At 70.1% G+C, this 17,633-nt stretch carries 16 protein-coding genes; 10 read left to right on the top strand and 6 right to left on the bottom strand.

The window, feature by feature from the left end:
* Positions 1-141 precede the first annotated feature (141 nt).
* A complete protein-coding gene (locus tag Pth03_RS01200; RefSeq protein WP_203942180.1) occupies positions 142-1,356 on the top strand; it encodes an MFS transporter in 1,215 nt (404 codons plus the stop codon).
* On the opposite strand, the gene Pth03_RS01195 is transcribed toward Pth03_RS01200, so the two are convergent.
* Both Pth03_RS01195 and Pth03_RS01190 read right to left on the bottom strand, forming a co-directional pair.
* Positions 1,338-2,099, bottom strand: coding sequence for a sulfite exporter TauE/SafE family protein (locus Pth03_RS01195; RefSeq protein ID WP_203942179.1), 762 nt, complete (start codon positions 2,097-2,099; stop codon positions 1,338-1,340). The genes Pth03_RS01200 and Pth03_RS01195 overlap by 19 nt on opposite strands.
* An 80-nt stretch (positions 2,100-2,179) precedes the next feature.
* Positions 2,180-2,941, bottom strand: a complete 762-nt coding sequence (locus Pth03_RS01190) for a hypothetical protein (protein ID WP_239118678.1) — start codon at positions 2,939-2,941, stop codon at positions 2,180-2,182.
* Positions 2,942-3,121: 180 nt separating this feature from the next.
* On the opposite strand from Pth03_RS01190, the gene blaOXA reads away from it, so the two are divergent.
* The 9 genes from blaOXA (at position 3,122) to Pth03_RS01145 (ending at position 11,106) form a co-directional block, all read left to right on the top strand.
* Positions 3,122-4,081, top strand: a complete 960-nt coding sequence (blaOXA, locus tag Pth03_RS01185) for a class D beta-lactamase (RefSeq protein WP_203942177.1) — start codon at positions 3,122-3,124, stop codon at positions 4,079-4,081.
* Between the two features lie 109 nt (positions 4,082-4,190).
* Positions 4,191-5,246, top strand: a complete 1,056-nt coding sequence (locus Pth03_RS01180; protein WP_203942176.1) for an AAA family ATPase — start codon at positions 4,191-4,193, stop codon at positions 5,244-5,246.
* Positions 5,243-6,163 (top strand): DUF58 domain-containing protein, encoded by a 921-nt coding sequence (locus Pth03_RS01175; protein ID WP_203942175.1) that lies wholly within the window; start codon positions 5,243-5,245, stop codon positions 6,161-6,163. Before Pth03_RS01180 ends, Pth03_RS01175 begins: the two co-directional genes overlap by 4 nt.
* The gene (locus Pth03_RS01170) at positions 6,160-7,107 is read left to right on the top strand and encodes a VWA domain-containing protein (RefSeq protein ID WP_203942174.1); all 948 of its coding nucleotides are present in this window, start codon (positions 6,160-6,162) and stop codon (positions 7,105-7,107) included. Before Pth03_RS01175 ends, Pth03_RS01170 begins: the two co-directional genes overlap by 4 nt.
* An 83-nt stretch (positions 7,108-7,190) precedes the next feature.
* Entirely contained in the window at positions 7,191-7,784 is a 594-nt protein-coding gene (locus Pth03_RS01165) for a class I SAM-dependent methyltransferase (RefSeq protein ID WP_203942173.1), read from the top strand.
* Entirely contained in the window at positions 7,781-8,335 is a 555-nt protein-coding gene (locus Pth03_RS01160; protein WP_203942172.1) for a TrmH family RNA methyltransferase, read from the top strand. Before Pth03_RS01165 ends, Pth03_RS01160 begins: the two co-directional genes overlap by 4 nt.
* A gap of 59 nt (positions 8,336-8,394) precedes the next feature.
* Positions 8,395-9,192, top strand: a complete 798-nt coding sequence (locus tag Pth03_RS01155; protein ID WP_203942171.1) for a glycerophosphodiester phosphodiesterase family protein — start codon at positions 8,395-8,397, stop codon at positions 9,190-9,192.
* A 24-nt stretch (positions 9,193-9,216) separates the two neighbouring features.
* Positions 9,217-10,638 carry an MFS transporter gene (locus tag Pth03_RS01150; protein ID WP_203942170.1) on the top strand — a complete coding sequence of 474 codons (1,422 nt, stop codon included), beginning with the start codon at positions 9,217-9,219 and terminating at the stop codon, positions 10,636-10,638.
* Positions 10,639-10,761: 123 nt separating this feature from the next.
* Positions 10,762-11,106 (top strand): RNA polymerase-binding protein RbpA, encoded by a 345-nt coding sequence (locus Pth03_RS01145; RefSeq protein WP_203942169.1) that lies wholly within the window; start codon positions 10,762-10,764, stop codon positions 11,104-11,106.
* 88 nt (positions 11,107-11,194) lie between these two features.
* On the opposite strand, the gene Pth03_RS01140 is transcribed toward Pth03_RS01145, so the two are convergent.
* The 4 genes from Pth03_RS01140 to Pth03_RS01125 form a co-directional block, all read right to left on the bottom strand.
* Positions 11,195-11,704, bottom strand: a complete 510-nt coding sequence (locus Pth03_RS01140) for an FxsA family protein (protein WP_239118677.1) — start codon at positions 11,702-11,704, stop codon at positions 11,195-11,197.
* Between the two features lie 63 nt (positions 11,705-11,767).
* Positions 11,768-12,517 carry a polyprenol monophosphomannose synthase gene (locus tag Pth03_RS01135; protein WP_203942168.1) on the bottom strand — a complete coding sequence of 250 codons (750 nt, stop codon included), beginning with the start codon at positions 12,515-12,517 and terminating at the stop codon, positions 11,768-11,770.
* A complete protein-coding gene (lnt, locus tag Pth03_RS01130) occupies positions 12,517-14,076 on the bottom strand; it encodes an apolipoprotein N-acyltransferase (RefSeq protein WP_203942167.1) in 1,560 nt (519 codons plus the stop codon). The genes Pth03_RS01135 and lnt overlap by 1 nt, the downstream gene beginning before the upstream one ends.
* Before the next feature lie 635 nt (positions 14,077-14,711).
* Positions 14,712-16,958, bottom strand: a complete 2,247-nt coding sequence (locus tag Pth03_RS01125; protein ID WP_203942166.1) for a HelD family protein — start codon at positions 16,956-16,958, stop codon at positions 14,712-14,714.
* Between the last annotated feature and the right edge of the window lie 675 nt (positions 16,959-17,633).

The following is a 17,633-nucleotide window of genomic DNA, read 5'->3' as shown; positions in this document are numbered from 1 at the left end:
TTCGTGATCATGCAGAAGTTCGCCGAAACGCCCGCCCACCTGCACCGCTGCCCTCCGTGATCATGCAGAAGTTCGCGGACATCCCCGCCTACCTGCACGAGCCCGCCGCGTGATCATGCACTCTCGCTTGGAGCCCGCCCCATGGCGACACTCGCCCCCGCCCCGCCGTCCCTGCGCCATGCACGTCTCGCCGTCTTCGGCATGTTCCTCCTGTCCGGCATGGCCCTCGGCACCTGGACGGCCCGCATCCCCGCCCTCAAGGAAAGCCTCGGACTCACCGACGGCCTCCTGAGCCTGGCCCTGCTCGGCATCGCCGCGGGCGCCATCACCGGCATGCAGGTCGTCGGCCGCCTCGTCGACACCTACGGCAGCGACCGCATCATGATCCCGATGGGCATCGCGCAGGGAATCGTCCTGGTGATCCCCGCGTTCGCGCCCAATCTGGTCACGCTCGCGCTGGCCCTGTTCCTGTTCGGCGCCGTCCACGGCACGCTCGACGTCGCGATGAACGCCAACGCGGTCACGGTCGAGCGCGCGTACGGCAGGCCGATCATGTCCGGCTTCCACGCCGTCTTCAGCCTCGGCGGTTTCGCCGGGTCGGCGATCGGCGGCCTGTTCGCCCACTTCGCGGTCGGCCCCGCCGTCACGTTCGCCGCGGCCGGCGCGGTCATCCTGGCAATCTCACTGCTGTCGGCACACTGGACCATGCGCGACCCCCGCGAGGCGCACCGACCACAGACCACTGCGCAACGCACCCGCAAGCTCCCCCAAGGCGCCCTGTTCCTCGGCATCCTCGCCTTCTGCTGCCTGGTCGGCGAGGGCGCCTCGGCCGACTGGAGCTCGGTCTACCTCCGCGACAACCTCGGCTCCTCCGCCGGGTTCGCCGCGGCCGCCTACGCCGCCTTCTCGATCATGATGACCGCCGGGCGGGTGGCCGGCGACCGGCTCGCCGCCCGGTTCGGCCCGGTCACCCTCGTCCGCTGCTGCGGAGGTCTTGCCGCCGCCGGGCTGGCCGTCAACCTCCTGATCGGCGCGCCCGTGGCGGGCGTCATCGGGTTCGGGCTGTTCGGCGCGGGCCTTTCCTGCATCATTCCGCAGGTCTTCTCCGCCGCGGGCCATCGCGACCCCGCGCAGTCCGGACGCGCGCTGGCCGTCGTGGCGAGCCTCGGCTACACCGGGCTGCTCACCGGCCCGGTCCTCATCGGCGGCCTGGCGGAACTGGTCACGCTCCCCCGTGCGCTGTTGCTGCCCGCGCTGCTGGCCCTGCTGGTCGCGCTCGCCGCTCCCGCCGTACGGCCGCGCACGCACGAGGCGACGACGGCCGTGCGGGAGGAAGCTCAGCCGAACTGCCCGTAACCGAGCTTGGCGACCAGCGCCACCACCACGCACAGCAACACGATCCGCACGAACCCGGCGCCCCGTTTCAGTGCCATCCGCACACCGAGCTGGGCGCCGGCGATGTTGCACACGGCCATGCTGAGCCCGAGCGCCCACCACACGTGCCCCTGGACGCCGAACACGATCAGCGCACCCAGGTTCGTCCCCGTGTTGATCACCTTGGCCGTGGCCGAGGCGTTCACGAAGTCCATGCCGAGCAGCGAGGTGAACGCGATGAGCAGGAACGTGCCCGTCCCCGGGCCGAGGATGCCGTCGTAGAACGCGATCCCCACCCCCGCGACCGCCACGCCCGCAACGACCCGGCCCCGGGTGCGCAGATGCGGCTGCGGCGTCCGCCCGAACGCGGGCCGCAACGTGACGAATGCGGCGACTCCGAGCAGCACCACCATCACCAGCGGGTTGAGGACCGACGCGTCCAGCAACGCGGCCGACGCCGCCCCGATCCCCGCGAACAGCACGGCCAAGGCTCCCGCCGGTACGGCCACGCCCTTGTCGAGCTTGGTGCCCCGCACATACGTGACCGCGGCGGAGGCGGTGCCGAAGATGGCGGCCGACTTGTTGGTCGCCAGCGCCTGCACGGGCGACAGCCCGGCCAGGATCAGCACGGGAAGCTGCAGCAGGCCTCCGCCTCCCACCACGGCGTCCACCCAGCCGGCGGCCAGCGCGGCGACGAGCAGGAGCACGATGTCCCCGGCATGCATGTGGTGCGTCCCCTCGAAGTCACGATTGGCAACGCCGAGGGTATCGGCCCGGCAAATGCGGAAAGTCACCGCATTGTGCGTCAGATGGCTCCGTTGGGGTCCTCACCGAACGGCGGCATCGGCGTCCCGCTTCCCGACCCCCCGCCGGACGGCGAGGGGGACGGCGACGGTTCGCGCGGTTCCGGCGACGTCGGCACGGGGGGCGGCGTCGGCACGAAGTTGGTGGCAGGAAGCGGCCGCGCCGGCGTCTGCTCGTCGTCCTCGCGGAACGCCAGCAGCCATGCCATGACCAGGAGCAACAGGGTCAGCGTGGCCAGCAGCGCCGAGGCCAGCACCACAGAGCGGCGCGTGCCCAGCGGCGGAGGCGCGGGCGGAGGCGGAGCGGGAAGCGCCGGGTTGCGGTCGCCCAGCCAGTGCGGCACGAACTCCGGCCCGAGCCGCTCGCCGATGAGCGTGCCCGACACCATGACCGGCTCGAGGAAGCGTTCCGCGCCGGGCCCGCCAGGCACGTACGGCACGGCCACCCACGGCGCGCGCCCGTCGTGCAACGCCAGAACCGGAGGGGCGTCGACGACGACCCTCCCGCGCACCCGGTGGAGCAGTGAGGATCCCCAGCCGAAGAACCCGCCGCGCTGCTGCTCGGCATCCCTGATGGCGGTGACGAACCGGTCCCTGGCCGCGGCGTCGAGCGCCGCCCCGCTGGTGAGCACGGCCACCGAGACCGCACGGCCGTCCGGCGCCTGCCCGAGGTAGACGAGCCCGGCCGGCGCCGTGCCCAGACGCGCCTGCAACACGAAGGGCCCCAGACGGGGCGGGTCGCCGTACTGCAGAGGAGTGGCCATCACCCACATGAAAACACACGGGCCCGTCGGGAACGTCGCTCCACGCGCGGACGGGCAAATCGGGGAGAAGAGTTCATCAAGGCCGCCGCGGGGAGTTCGGCCAGTCGATCGGCGGCCTCAGAACGGCCACGGGATCTAGGCTCACCGGCGAGACGAGTTCACCTCAACCCCCGAGAAGAGATGAATCAACACATTCACCGGCATCCGTCCCCCTTTCTCCGCCGAACAGCTCTCGGCGCCGCCGCCCTGACAATCTCCACGCTGGCCGGCGGAGCGGGCTGCGCGGCGACGTCGCCGCGCACCGCTCCCGGAACCGCCGAGGAGCGTACGGCGTCGGGCGTCGCAAGCCCCACGCCCCAGGCGGACGCCCCTGGCGTGACGGCTCAACCGGACCCCGAGCCGCAGGTCGTCGTCCGCGACGACCTGCGGTCACTCTTCCGCAAGGCGGGCGTCGAGGGGACGTTCGCGCTGCTCGACGTGGAGGGAGGCCGGATGACGGTCGTCGATCGGCGACGCGCGGAGCGGCGCATGCTCCCGGCCTCCACATTCAAGGTCGCTCACAGCCTGATCGCGCTGGAGACCGGCGCAGCGGCCGACGCCGACGAGGTGATCCCATACGGCGGCAAGCCGCAGCGGATCAAGGAGTGGGAACACGACATGAACCTGCGCGACGCCGTCCGGGTGTCCAACGTGGCCGTCTTCCAGACGCTCGCCCGCCGTATCGGCCCGAAACGGGAGAAGCAGTGGCTCGACCGGCTGGACTACGGCAACAGGCGCATGGGTCCGTCCGTCCAGCAATTCTGGCTGGACGGATCTCTGCGCATCTCCGCCGCCGAGCAGGTCGGCTTCCTCAGCCGGCTCGCCCAGGACCTGCTCCCCGCCTCGCCGGAGGCCATGCGGACCACCCGGGATCTGCTCAAGATCGAGCAGAAGAACGGCTACACGTTGTACGCCAAGACCGGCTGGGGAGACGCCGTCCGGCCCGCCGTGGGCTGGTGGGTCGGTTGGGTGGAGCGCGGCGGACACGTGTACGCCTTCGCTCTGAACATCGACATCAAGGCCGGCAACCGGGACGCCGACCAGCGCATCCCCCTCACCAGAACCCTGCTGCACACCCTCGGCGTACTGCCCGCCGCGTGAGGCCGCCGCAGGGAAGGCATCCATGGCCTTACGCACCCGATCCCCGGATTTGGGGTGAGGCTCCGGAGAGAAATGGATTCTCCCGCCGAGTCACGATTGAATAACGTGCATGAGCGTTGCCGATGAACTCAGTGACCCGGAGCCGGGCAAGGCGGTGGCGGCCCAGCCGGACGCCGGAACGGCGGGCGGCGAGCTGGGGCTTCTCCACGAGGCCCTCGACGAGGTCCGGCGGGTGATCGTGGGCCAGGACCACATGGTCGAGCGGCTCCTCGTGGCCCTGCTGGCCCGCGGGCACTGCCTTCTCGAAGGTGTGCCCGGCGTGGCCAAGACCCTGGCCGCCTCCACCCTGGCCACCGTGGTCGGCGGCACCTTCGCCCGCATCCAGTTCACCCCCGACCTCGTGCCGAGCGACATCGTCGGCACCCGGGTCTATCACCCCAGCTCCGAACGGTTCGACGTCGAGCTCGGCCCGGTGTTCGTCAACTTCCTGCTCGCCGACGAGATCAACCGCGCCCCCGCCAAGGTGCAGTCGGCGCTGCTCGAGGTCATGGCCGAGCGCCAGGTCACCCTCGCCGGGCGCACGCATCCGCTCCCGAAGCCGTTCATCGTGCTGGCGACGCAGAACCCCATCGAGTCCGAAGGCGTCTACCCGCTGCCCGAGGTGCAGCGCGACCGCTTCCTGTTCAAAATCCGGGTGGCCCACCCCAGCGCACACGAGGAGCTGGAGATCCTCCAGCGCATGAGCGTGCGCCCTCCGGTGCCCCGGCCCGTGCTCGACCCCGTGCGGCTCCTGCGGCTGCAGGAAAGGGCCGAGACCGTGTCCGTCCACCAGCTCGTCGCCGACTACGTCGTACGGCTGGTCATGGCCACGCGCAACCCCGCCGAGTACGGCCTGCGCGACCTGGAGGAGACGATCGAGATCGGCGTCAGCCCGCGGGCGACGCTCGGGCTGGTCGCGGCCGGTCGCGCGCTGGCGCTGCTGCGGGGACGCGACTACCTGCTGCCCGACGACGTGCGCGACGTGGCCGTCGACGTGATGTCGCACCGGTTGATGCTCACCTTCGACGCGCTGGCCGACGAGGTCGAGGCGGAGAACGTCGTCAGGCACATCCTGCAGGCCGTGCCGCCGCCCCTGGTCGTGTGGAACAACCAGGGGCCCCGGTGAGCGGCGGCACGCCGGAACACGCGCTGCGGCGCCTGGAGCTCACCGTGGTGCGACGCCTCGACGGGCTGCTCCACGGCGCCCACCAGGGGCTCATCCCGGGGCCGGGCAGCGAGCTCGGAGACACGCGGGTCTACGTGCCGGGTGAGGACGACGTGCGTCGCATGGACTGGGCCGTCACCGCGCGCACGACCACCCCGCACGTGCGCGACCTCGTCGCCGACCGGGAGCTGGAGACGTGGGCGCTGGCCGACCTGTCGGCCAGCATGGAGTTCGGCACCGCCGACGTGTCCAAGCGTGATCTGGTCATCGCGGCGCTGGGCGCCATCGGGTTCCTGGCCAGCCGGGTCGGCGACCGTTTCGGCGCGTACATCCTGCACGGGGAGGACGTCCACCGTTATCCGGCCCGCCCTGGCCGGCCGCCGCTCTACGGCCTGCTCCAGTCGCTAATCAACGCCCCGCCGTCCACCGGCTCGGTCGAGCTCGGCCCGGCGATCGAGATGATGGCCGCCGCGCACCGGCGGCGCGGGCTGCGGGTGGTGGTCTCCGACTTCATCGACGACCCCTACGTCTGGGAGCCCGCCCTGCGGCGGCTCGCCTCACGCCACCAGGTGCTGGCCGTGGAGATCGTCGACCCGCGCGAACTGGACCTGCCCGACGTCGGCCTGGTCACGCTCACCGACCCCGAGACGGGGCGCACCCGCGACATCCGGCTGTCGCGCGAGGTGCGCGAGCGGTATGCCCGGGCGGCGGCGGCCCAGCGCGAGTCGAACAGGATCGCCCTGCGCCGCAGCGGCGCGGCGCACCTGATCCTGCGCACCGACCGTGACTGGGTGTACGACCTGGCCCAGTTCGTGCTCCGCCAGCGGCGCACCTCACATCTGATGCGGCGCATGGCTTCCAGAGGGGCGGCAAAGTGATCTTCATGTCACCGGGCTGGTTGTGGCTGTTCACGCTGGTCGTGGCGCTGGTCGCCGGTTATGTCGCGGTGCAGTTCACCCGCCGCCGTTACACCGTGCGCTTCACCAATCTGGCGCTGCTGTCGCTGGTCGTGCCTGAACGTCCCGCGTGGCGGCGGCACATTCCCGCGGCGTTGTTCCTGGTCATGATGATCCTGCTCGTGTTCGGCGCCGCGCGGCCTGCCGACGCCGTCCGGGTGCCGCGCGACCGAGCGACGATCATGATCGCGGTCGACGTGTCGTTGTCGATGGAGTCGGCCGACGTGCCGCCCACCCGCCTGATCGCGGCCAAGCAGGCGGCCCAGCAGTTCGTCAACGACCTGCCCGAGCGGTTCAACGTCGGCGTGGTCGCCTTCGCCCGCTCGGCGGCCGTGGTCATCTCTCCGACGACCGACCACGTCGCGGTCACCACGGCGATCTCCAACCTGTCCACCAGGCCGGGCACGGCGATCGGCGAGGCCGTGTTCAACTCGCTCGACTCGATCCGGTCCTTCGACCAGCGGGCCGTCACCGATCCGCCGCCCTCGGCGGTCGTGCTGCTGTCCGACGGCGACAACACCTCCGGCAGGTCGGTCAACGAGGCCATCGAGGCGGCCGTGGGCGCCAGGGTGCCGATCTCGACCATCGCGTACGGCACGCCGGACGGCACGGTGAACATCGACAACCGGCCCGTCCAGGTGCCGGTGAACAAGACCACGCTGAAGTCGTTGTCGGACGGCACCGGAGGCCGGGCCTACGAGGCGGAGTCGGGCAGCGAACTGCGGGACGTCTACGCCCAGATCGGCACATCCCTCGGCTACCGGGTCGTCCATCAGGAGATCACGCAGTGGTTCCTCATCGGCGCGGTCGTCATGGGGCTGCTGGTCGCGGCGTCGGCGATGCTCCTGGGCTCGCGCATCCCCTGACCTCCGTCCACAGGTTGTCCACACGTCTGTGGAAAACCTGTGGACGGTGATCACCACACTCAGGCGTTGGTACGTTTGGGCACGTGGCACATTACTTCGAGGACAGCCCTCAGGCGGCCAGCCGTCCCGGCGTGGTCGCCCTGGTCCTCCCGGATCTGCACCTGCGCCTGGAGACCGACCGGGGCGTGTTCTCCCCCGACCACGTCGACGCCGGCACCCGGGTGCTGCTGGAGACCGTGCCCGCCCCTCCGGCCGAGGGCGACCTGCTCGACCTCGGCTGCGGATACGGACCGATCGCGTTGACCATGGCCACCCGGGCGCCGCGGGCGACCGTCTGGGCCGTCGACGTCAACCGCCGCTCGATCGAGTTGTGCGAGCGCAACGCCAAGAGCGCCGGCCTTGACAAAGTAAGGCCGGTTCACGTCGACGATGTGCCCGGCGACGTGCGCTTCTCTGCCATCTGGTCCAACCCGGCGATCCGCATCGGCAAGACCGCACTCCACGAGATGCTCAGCCGGTGGCTGACCCGGCTCGCCCCCGGCGGATCGGCCTACCTGGTCGTCCAGAAGCACCTCGGCTCCGACTCCCTGCAGCGCTGGCTGAACGACCAGGGCCTGCCGGCCACCCGGCTCGCATCCCGCGCCGCCTACCGAATCCTGAAAGTGGACGCACGATGACCACCCCCAACCCGCGCAGGCAGCTGCGGCCGACCGACGTCAAGCGGCTCAACCGCACCTGGCGCCGCAACACCGAGGGCAGGCTCGCGCTGATCCTGGAGTCGGTGACCAGCCCGTTCAACGTCGGCTCGATCTTCCGCACGGCCGCCGCCTTCGGCGTCGACACCGTACGGCTGGCCGGCAACGCCACCCCGCCCAGCAACCCCCGGGTGCAGAAGACCGCCCTCGGCACCGACCGGCTGGTCGAATGGCACGAGCCGGTCCCCGTCACCGAAGCCGTCAAGGCGGCCAAGCAGCAGGGGTTCACCGTCGTCGCAGTCGAGCTGACCGCGGACGCCGTCCCGCTGCACGAGGCGCGGCTCACCGGCGACGTCTGCCTGCTGGTCGGCAGCGAGGACCACGGCTGCTCCCCCGCCGCGCTGGAGGCGGCCGACGCCGTCGTCTACATCCCGCAGGTCGGCAGGGTCGGCTCGTTCAACGTGTCGGTGGCCGCCGCGATCGTCGTCGCCGAGACCAGACGCCAGGAATGGGCGTCAATGGACGAGTCGTGACGCAAATGTTCATCTACGCTCGCTGACGGTCCGCCTCCGTAACCGGCATACTCCTCCTCGTGCAGCACCGCTTCCCGTTCCTCGACCACCCAGGACCGCTCGCGTTCGCGCACCGCGGCGGAGCGGCCGAGGGCCGGGAGAACACCATGGCCGCCTTCTCCCGGGCGGTCGAGCTGGGCTACACCTACCTGGAGACCGACGCCCACGCAACCTCCGACGGCGTGCTGCTGGCCTTCCACGACCACACCCTCGACCGGGTCACCGACCGCACCGGGCGGATCTCGCAGCTCCCCTACCGCGAGGTCGGCAAGGCCCGCATCGGCGGCGTCGACGAGATCCCCCTCATCGAGGACCTGCTCGGCGCATGGCCGGACGTCCGGGTCAACATCGACGTCAAGGAGAGCACGGCCATCGGGCCGCTGGCCCGCGTGATCCGCAGGACCAACGCCTACGACCGGATCTGCCTCACCTCCTTCTCCGACCTCCGGCTCGCCGGGGCCCGCAGAGCCGTCGGCCGCGAGATCTGCTCGGCGCTCGGCCCGCGCGGCATCGCCGCCCTGCGCACCGCCGCGATCAGCGGCGGGTACGGCAGACTGCTCGCGGGCCTGGCCCGCGCCGGCGTCCCCTGCGCCCAGGTCCCCATAGGTTTTCGCGGGCTGCGCGTCACCACGCGTCCCTTCATCCGTACGGCTCACGCCATCGGCATGCAGGTGCACGTCTGGACGATCGACGACCCCGTGACGATGGAGAACCTGCTCGACCTCGGCGTCGACGGGATCATGACCGACAACATCACCGGCCTGCGCGACGTGCTCGGCAGGCGCGGGCAGTGGCACCCCGGCACGGCCAACGGCTAGCCGCGACAAGGCGAGGAGAGACCATTGACCTCCCCCCAGGTCATCCAGCGGGAGACCCCTGAGGCGCGCAGGCGCGAGAGGCGTGGCTGGTACTGGTACGACTGGGCGAACTCCGCCTTCTACACCACGGTCATCTCGGTCTTCCTCGGGCCCTACCTGATCCCGATCGCCAAGACCGCCGCCTGCGAGTCCGACTTCCCCTCGGTGCCGGTCGACAGGTGCGTCTCCGACTTCGACACCCTCGTGACCGGCCGGCTCGGCTACGTCGACGTGCTCGGCGCCGACATCAGGCCCGCCGCCTACTTCGGGCTGATCCTCACCGTCTCCACCCTGGTGCAGATTCTCCTGCTCCCGGTCGTCGGCGCGCTGGCCGACCACACCGGGCGCAAGCGGGAGTTGCTCGGCGGGTTCGCCTATTTCGGCGCACTGGCGACCATGGGTCTGTTCTTCCTCGAAGGCGACCGCTACGTGCTCGGCGGCGTCCTGTTCATCGTGGCCAACGTCTCCTACGGCGCCTCCGTGGTCGTCTACGACTCCTTCCTGCCGCAGATCTCCACCCCCGACGAACGGGACGCGGTCTCCTCACGCGGGTGGGCCATCGGCTACTTCGGCGGATTCCTGCTGCTCGCGCTGAACCTGGTGCTCTATGTCCGCCACGACTCCTTCGGGGTCGCCGAGGGCATGGCCGTACGGATCTGCATGATGTCGGCGGGCCTGTGGTGGGCCATCTTCACGATCATCCCGTTGCTCGCCCTGCGCAACCGGCCGGTGCCCGCGCACGAGACGACCGCGCTGGGCTCGGTCGGCGGGAGCTTCCGCCAGCTGGGCCGTACGATCAGCGAGCTGCGCCGCTACCCCGGCACGCTGCTCTTCCTCGTCGCCTACCTGATCTACAACGACGGCGTGCAGACCGTGATCGGCAACTCGGCCGTCTACGCCTCCGAGGCCCTCAAACTCGGCCAGACAACACAGATCATCGCCATCTTGATGGTCCAGATCGTCGCGTTCGGCGGCGCATTGCTGCTCGGCGTGCTCGCCCGCCGGTTAGGCACCAAGCGGGTCGTCCTGGCCAGCCTGGTCGTCTGGATCGCGATCGTCGTGGTCGCGGTGTTCCTCCAGGAGGGCGCCGCCGGGCAGTTCTTCGCCCTGGCCTTCGCGATCGCGATCGTGCTGGGCGGCACGCAGGCGTTGTCGCGCTCGCTGTATTCGCAGGTCATCCCGAGCGGCAGGGAGGCGGAGTATTTCAGCCTCCTGCAGATCAGCGACAAGGGATCGGCCTTCATCGGCTCACTGACGATCACGCTGGCCGTGCAGTTCACCAACAGCTACCGGATCGCGATCGTCTCGCTCGTCGTCTTCTTCGTGGCCGGCTTCCTGATGCTGCTGGCCGTAAACCTGCCCAAGGCCATCCGTCAAGCGGGCAATGAGGTGCCAGCACGCCTCTGAGACGGGAGAGCCGGAAAAAGCGCGATTGGATCACGCCTCTCCTGGGAATCCACACACGGTATCAAGCGTTGTACGCGGTGGAGACAAACCCCTCTCCGGCGGGGACCTCAGGAGGCTTAGAACATGGGCGAGCGTGCACTTCGCGGTACCCGGCTCGGGGCGACCAGCTACGAGAACGACCGCAACACCGATCTGGCTCCGCGCCAGGAGGTGTCTTACACCTGCCCCAAGGGTCATCACACCACCGTGCCCCTCGCCGCCGAGGCCGAGATCCCGACGAACTGGGAGTGCCGCAGCTGCGGCGCCCCCGCTCTGAGGGTCGACGCCGAGCAGCCCCAGCAGAAGAAGTCCAAGGCGCCGCGTACGCACTGGGACATGCTGCTGGAGCGCCGCACGATCGAGGACCTGGAAGAGGTGCTCAACGAGCGCCTCGCGATCCTCCGGGCTCAGCGACGCAAGAGCGCGTAGACGACAACACGAACGACGCCCCCGGCGGCCCGAGCCGCCGGGGGCGTCGTCTTTTTCTCCCGCCCGTTTTTCTCCCGCCTGCGCGGGTTCACACGTCCCGGGGACGCCGCTCCACGACCTCCCCGTCGATCACCTGATCGTCGACAACTTCGCCGTGCACGACCTTGCCGCGGCCGGGGTCCTGAGACCCCGGTTGAAAGAGCGGCCCGTAGGGCGAGCGGGCGGCCAGCACCTGGACCCGGCGGCGCAGGAACCACGCCAGGACGCGCCGGGCCAGCGGCCGGGTGAACGGCAGGATGAGGACGAAGCCCACGACGTCGGTCAGGAATCCCGGGGTCAGCAGCAGCGCCCCGCCGGCGACGACCATGCCGCCGTCGGCGAGTTCACGATCCGGCATCCGGCCCGACTGCACGGCGCTCTGCAGCGCCGCCCACGCGCGCCTGCCCTCACGGCGCACCAGCCACGCCCCGAGGACGCTGTCGGCGATCAGCAGCGCCACCGTCTGCCACCCGCCGATCACCGACCCGATCTGGATCAGCACCCAGATCTCCAGGACGGGGACGACCAGGAAGGCCAGGAACAGCCCGATACGCAGCATCACTCGCCTCACTCACGCGGCAGCCGTACAAATCAGTCAACGCTCGCACGGCGGCTCGGGTTCCTAGCGCCTGCGGCGGCGGCGCAGCCGCTCCGGGAACCCCTGAACGCCCCACAGCGCGACCCGCCAGAAGGCCTCCAGGATGATGGCGCGGCTCATCTTGCTCGCACCGATCTGCCGCTCCACGAACGTGATCGGCACCTCGACGATCCGCAGGTCCTCCCGCACCGTCCGCAAGGTGAGGTCCACCTGGAAGCAGTACCCCTGGGACGCGACGTGGTCGATGCCGATCTTCCCGAGGGTGGCGGCCCGGTAGGCGCGGTAGCCGGCCGTCGCGTCGCGGACCGGGATGCCCAGCACCCGGCGCACGTAGATGTTCGCGCCGCGGGAGAGGATCTCACGGGACGCGGGCCAGTTGACGACCTTGCCCCCCTTCACCCAACGGGAGCCGATCGCCAGGTCGGCTCCGCGGGCGATCCGGTCGAGCAGCTTGTGCAGTTCCTCCGGCTGGTGGGAGCCGTCGGCGTCCATCTCGACCAGAACGTCGTAGCCCTCGGCCAGCCCCCACCGGAAACCGGCGAGATAGGCCGAGCCGAGCCCCTGCTTGCCCGGCCGGTGCATGACGTGGACGTGGTCGTCCTGCTCGGCCAGCTTGTCGGCGATCTCGCCGGTGCCGTCCGGGCTGTTGTCGTCGGCGACCAGGAGGTGCACGTCCGGCAGGGCCTCACGCAGCCGGCGGGTGATCAGCGGAAGGTTCTCGCGCTCGTTGTAGGTGGGGACGATCACGAGCACGCGACCGGGGGTCCGCTCCATCAGCTCTGCCTCCGCGCCGCGTAGATCGCCATCGCCACCGCTCCGGCCCCCATCAGTATCAAAATCCACTCCGGAATCGCGCCTACCTTGCTTGCCAAGGTGTTTCCCGTCCGTACGGGAACCTTTACGACATTCATTCCCGGGACGAGCTCGCCGGTCCGCCACTCCACCTTGCCAGTCGGTGCGACGTATGCGGATATGCCGGTTGTGGCAGCGGTGACGACGGCACGGTTGAATTCGACCGCACGCAGCTGCGACATGGCGAGCTGCTGTGGCGGCAGGTTGGTCAGGGCGTAGGTCGCGTTGTTGGTCTGCACGACCAGCGGCGTTCCCCCCGCGTCGACGGCGTCCCTGACGACGCCGTCGAAGGCCACCTCATAACACTCGACCGCACCGATGGTCACCGGCCCGATCTTCAGCGCGCCCGGGACGTTCCCGGCGACCGACTGACGGCCGACCAGGTTCGCCCGCTTCGACAGGGCCAGCACGATGCTCTTGAACGGGGTGTACTCCCCGAACGGCACCAGCTTGCGCTTGTCGTAGTAGGCGCCGGGGCCGGTGACCGGGTCCCACACCAGGCCGCGCGTCGCCCGGTTCGCGTCCCCGACGTTCACGACCGCGCCGACGAGGATGGGCACCCCGATGTCCTTGGCCGCCGAGTCGATGACCTCGCGGGCGAACTCGCTCTGGTACGGGTCGAGGTCGGTCGAGTTCTCCGGCCACACGACGATGTCCGGCTTGGCCAGCTTGCCCGCCCGCACGGCCTCGGCCATCTTGTGCGTCTCGTCGGCGTGGTTCTGCAACACGACGGACGGCTGGTTGCCGAGGAAGTCCATCCCCCGGCCGGGCACGTTGCCCTGGATGATGCCGATGCTCACCGTCTTGCCCTCGTCGCCCGGCCGCGGCACCGCGAAGCCCAGCAGGGGGACCGCTATCGCGCCGGCCAGCGCCACGGCGACCACGCGGTTCCACCGCGCCCCCTGCGCGAGCCGGATGACCACGTAACACAGCAGCGCACCCGACAGAGCGACCATGAAGCCGACGAAGGGCGCGCCCCCGAGGGAGGCGAAGGGCGTGAACGGCGACTGTCCCTGGCTGAAGGCCAGCCGTACCCAAGGGAAGCCGCCGATCGGGAAGGTGCCCCGCGCCCACTCCTGTGCGACCCACAGGCACGCGAGCCACAACGGCCACAGGCGCAGGCGCATCACCAGTACGGTCAGACAGGCCAGCGCGGCCCAGAACAGGCTCTCAATCGCGACCAGGGCCGTCCAGGCGTCGTCGCCGATGGGACGCACCCAGGCCAGCGCCGGGAGCAGGAAGGCCAGCCCTCCGGCGAAGCCCAGCCAGGCCGCCCGGCGCAGGCGCGTGCCGTGCACGGCGAGGGCGAGCAGCGCGACACCCAGCGGCGCGCAGAACCACAGGCCGATCGGGGGAAACGCGAGATAAAGGACGAGGCCGCCCGCGACCGAGACGGCGAGACGGAGCAGCGGATGCCCCCACGGCCGGCGATGCTCCACGGGAGCGGCCGGCGACGTCTCATCTTTGACTTCGAGTGCCACGGGCGATGTCTCCTCGGGTGTGCCATGCCCTCCCGGCGCCGGTCACGCGTGACATCACGCCATGGACCGAGTGGTCCGCTCAGCTTCCCAGATCCCAGGGGACGGCGCGAATTTAGGGTGGCGAATGCCGAGGATTCGGGTGGGAGCCGCGGCGGCCCCCGATGTGATCCTTGAGCCCCTCGCGGAGGACCCAAGGATCACCTGGCGTGTCCCCACGCGCCGGTTCACCGCGCACGGGGCGGAAGGGGGCCCGGACGGCCCTTCGGACCGGTTTCCGTCCCGTCGGCGGCGGGCGCGGAGCTCCGTTGTCTACTGGGTGCCCGGACCCCTCCCCGGGTCCAACCCCCCGGCTGGTTGGGGTGCCCCGACTCGACGGAACGCCGACCTGCGCCTGGCTGTGCAGACGGAGTCACGCTCCGTCACGGACGCAGAATCCGGTGATGTCTTGAGACGGCCAACCAGTCAGTCCCGTGCTGGACTGCGCAGCAAACTACCGACCTCAGCGCAGATGTCAACCGTGTCCCGATCAGCGGAAATACCAAGTTTTCGCAGCTAGGACAGGCTACGTGAGCGATATCGATGATGGGCGTTCCAGCGATCTCCCCAACATCGCGCGAAAAGAGGATATAGCCTCATCACAGGGCCCGCTCATCCAGGCCCGTCAAAACGGCTGGCAGTCCTCCGGTGTGGATCACGCCAAGCCGCCGCGTAGCCCGGGTCAGCGCCACATAAAGATCGCTTGGGCCTCTCGGCGACTCTGTCAAAATCCTGCCCGGTTCGACGACGATCACCGAGTCGAACTCCAGGCCCTTGGCGTCCGCCACCGACAGCACCGCCACGGAGGCGTCCAGAGTGGCGGGGCCCGCGCCCGTCGCCGCGCCGGGGACCTCGGCCGCGATGACCGCCCCGAGCCGCTCGGCGTCGCGTGCGGGCACGATCACGACCAGGCGGCCTCCTTCGACGATCTCTTCCCGGACAACCGGGGCCAGCCGGCCGGCCATGTCGTCGACTTTGAGAGCCCACGGCCGCTCACCGGTCTGCCGTACCGACTCCGGGGCCTTCAGATCCGGCCCCACCAGCTCGAGGACCTGCGACGCGACGGCCATGAGCTCGGCCGGCGTGCGGTAGTTGACGGTGAGCCCCGCCTCCCGCCACCGGTCCTGGAGGTACGGGCCGAGCATGCGGCCCCAGCTCGCGGCACCCGCCGCCGTGCCCGTCTGGGCGATGTCGCCGACGATGGTCATCGACCGGCTCGGGCAGCGGCGCATGACCGTGCGCCACGCCATCTCCGACAGTTCCTGCGCCTCGTCGACGATCACATGGCCGAACGCCCATGTGCGGTCACGCGCGGCGCGCTCCGCCGTCGTCAGGTAGAGGTCGTCGGCCTGCTGCCGCTCCGCGAACCTCTCGGCGTCCATGATGTCGGCCATGCCGGTCAGCTCCAGGACCTCCTTGGCGTAGGCGATCCGCTCCGCACGCTCCTCCTCGGCCCGGCGCGCCGCGCGGAGCACACCCTCGTCGATGTCGCCGAGCAACTCGGCGGCCTCGTCCAGCAGCGGCACGTCGGCCTCGCTCCACCAGCTCTCCCCCGCGCGCGGCGGCTCGCGCAGCAGGAGATCCTGCTCGCGCGGCGAAAGGCCCGCGGCCGCCATGCGCTCCTTGGACGTGTAGAGACCGATGAGCAGTTGCTGCGGCGTCAGGTATGGCCAGAGCCGGTTGAGCGCGGCGCGCACCGGCTCCTCGGTCCTGATGTCCTCCCGCAGGTCGGCGAAGTCGTCGTCGTCGAGCATGCCGCGGCCGAGATGACGGGCGGCCTGCCGGGTCAAGACGTTGAGAAGGTGCCGGACGAAAACCGCCCGCGCCTGGTTGTGCGGTTTGCGCGACCGCATGGCACGTGATCGCGCGGCGTCGAAGGTCTGCCGGTCGAGCCGGAGCGTGAACTTGTCGAGCCGGATCTCCAGGGGCTTGCCCGGCACCCGCTGCCGGTCGCGCACGGCTCTGGCGACGACCTCGGCCATCCGGGCCGCACCCTTGACGACCGCCACCTCCGGCTCCTCGCGCCGCGTCGCCGTGAGGCCCGGGTAGAGTTCCCCCACCGTGGACAGCAGCACGTCGGTCTCGCCCAGCGAGGGCAGCACCTGCTCGATGTAGCGCAGGAAGGTGAGGTTAGGCCCGATGATCAGGACTCCTCTCCTCTCCAGGCGCTCCCGGTAGGTGTAAAGGAGATAGGCCGCCCGGTGCAACGCCACCACCGTCTTGCCGGTGCCCGGGCCGCCCTGGACGACGAGCACGCCGTTCAGGTCACTACGGATGATCTTGTCCTGCTCGGACTGGATCGTCGCCACGATGTCGCGCATGCGGCCGGTGCGCTTCTCGTCCAGCGCCGCCAGCAGCGCCGCCTCGCCGTTCAGGGAGGCCCTGTCCTCCTCGCTCAGGCTGTCGAGGTCGAGGAGGTCGTCGTCGACGCCCGTGACCGTACGGCCCCGCGTGTGCAGGTGGCGCCGGCGGGTCACGCCCATCGGGGCGGCGGGGGTGGCCCGGTAGAACGGCTGGGCCACGGGGGCCCGCCAGTCGATCAGCAGGCGGTGCTGGTCGTCGTCGGACAACCCCAGGCGGCCGATGTACAGCCTCGTCTCGTCGGCGTGGTCAAGGCGGCCGAAGCACAGGCTGTTCTCGACCGCCCACAGCCGCGCCAGCCGCTGGGCGTACATGCCGGCGAAGGAGTCGCGCTCCGACCGGTTCTGGTGCGTACCCGTCGCTCCCTGGGCCAGCACGTCGTCGAGCTGCCCGCGCGTGCGTTCCCGCAGCACGTCGAGGCGCTCGTACAGCGCGGCCACGTACTTCTGCTCCCGGGCGAGCTCGCCCGCCGTTGACTCAGACATAGGCCGCCAGATTCTACGTCCCCTCCCCAACCACCTGCCGAATGATCATGCCATTTCACGCGTGATCATGAGCACGATAGGGCGTGACCTGCCCCAACCCTGGGCGCGATCATGCAGAAGTTCGCCGATCCCCCGCGTGACCCGTCCCAACCTTGGGTGTGATCATGCAGAAGTTCGGCGACGGTATGCGCGACCTGCGCGTTCGCTTGTCGTGATCATGCAGAAGTTCGAGAAAACAGCCGTTCACCTGTGCAGACGGTTTTCGTGATCATGCAGTTACAACGAGCGGCTCCGCACCCCCCGGCCCCGCGCAGTGACGGCGTGGCGGGCCAACGGGAGACCCCCGAGCAGTCCACATCGGCCGGGCCGTACAGGCGAACAAAGGGGACCTGGCGCCAATAGCGAAGCAGTGCATGATCACGAAATGCATCGCCGCAGGTGGCGGTGCACATCGTCGAATTTCTGCATGATCACGAACGGAGAAGGCGCAGGTCGCGCATTGCCGCCGCCGAACTTCTGCATGATCACACCCAGGGTTGGGGCAGGTCACCCGGGGGATCGGCGAGCTTCTGCATGATCACGCACAAGGGGCGGGGGTAGCGGTGGGGGTGGGGGCGCGCGGGGCTGGGGTGGGGTCGGGCGCGGTGGGGTGGGCAACGAATGGGGAGTGAATCA

This window comes from Planotetraspora thailandica, assembly GCF_016863335.1.
Taxonomy (GTDB): domain Bacteria; phylum Actinomycetota; class Actinomycetes; order Streptosporangiales; family Streptosporangiaceae; genus Planotetraspora; species Planotetraspora thailandica.
The sequence above is the reverse complement of the archived record's forward strand: the minus strand, read 5'-3'. Positions and strand labels throughout refer to the sequence as shown.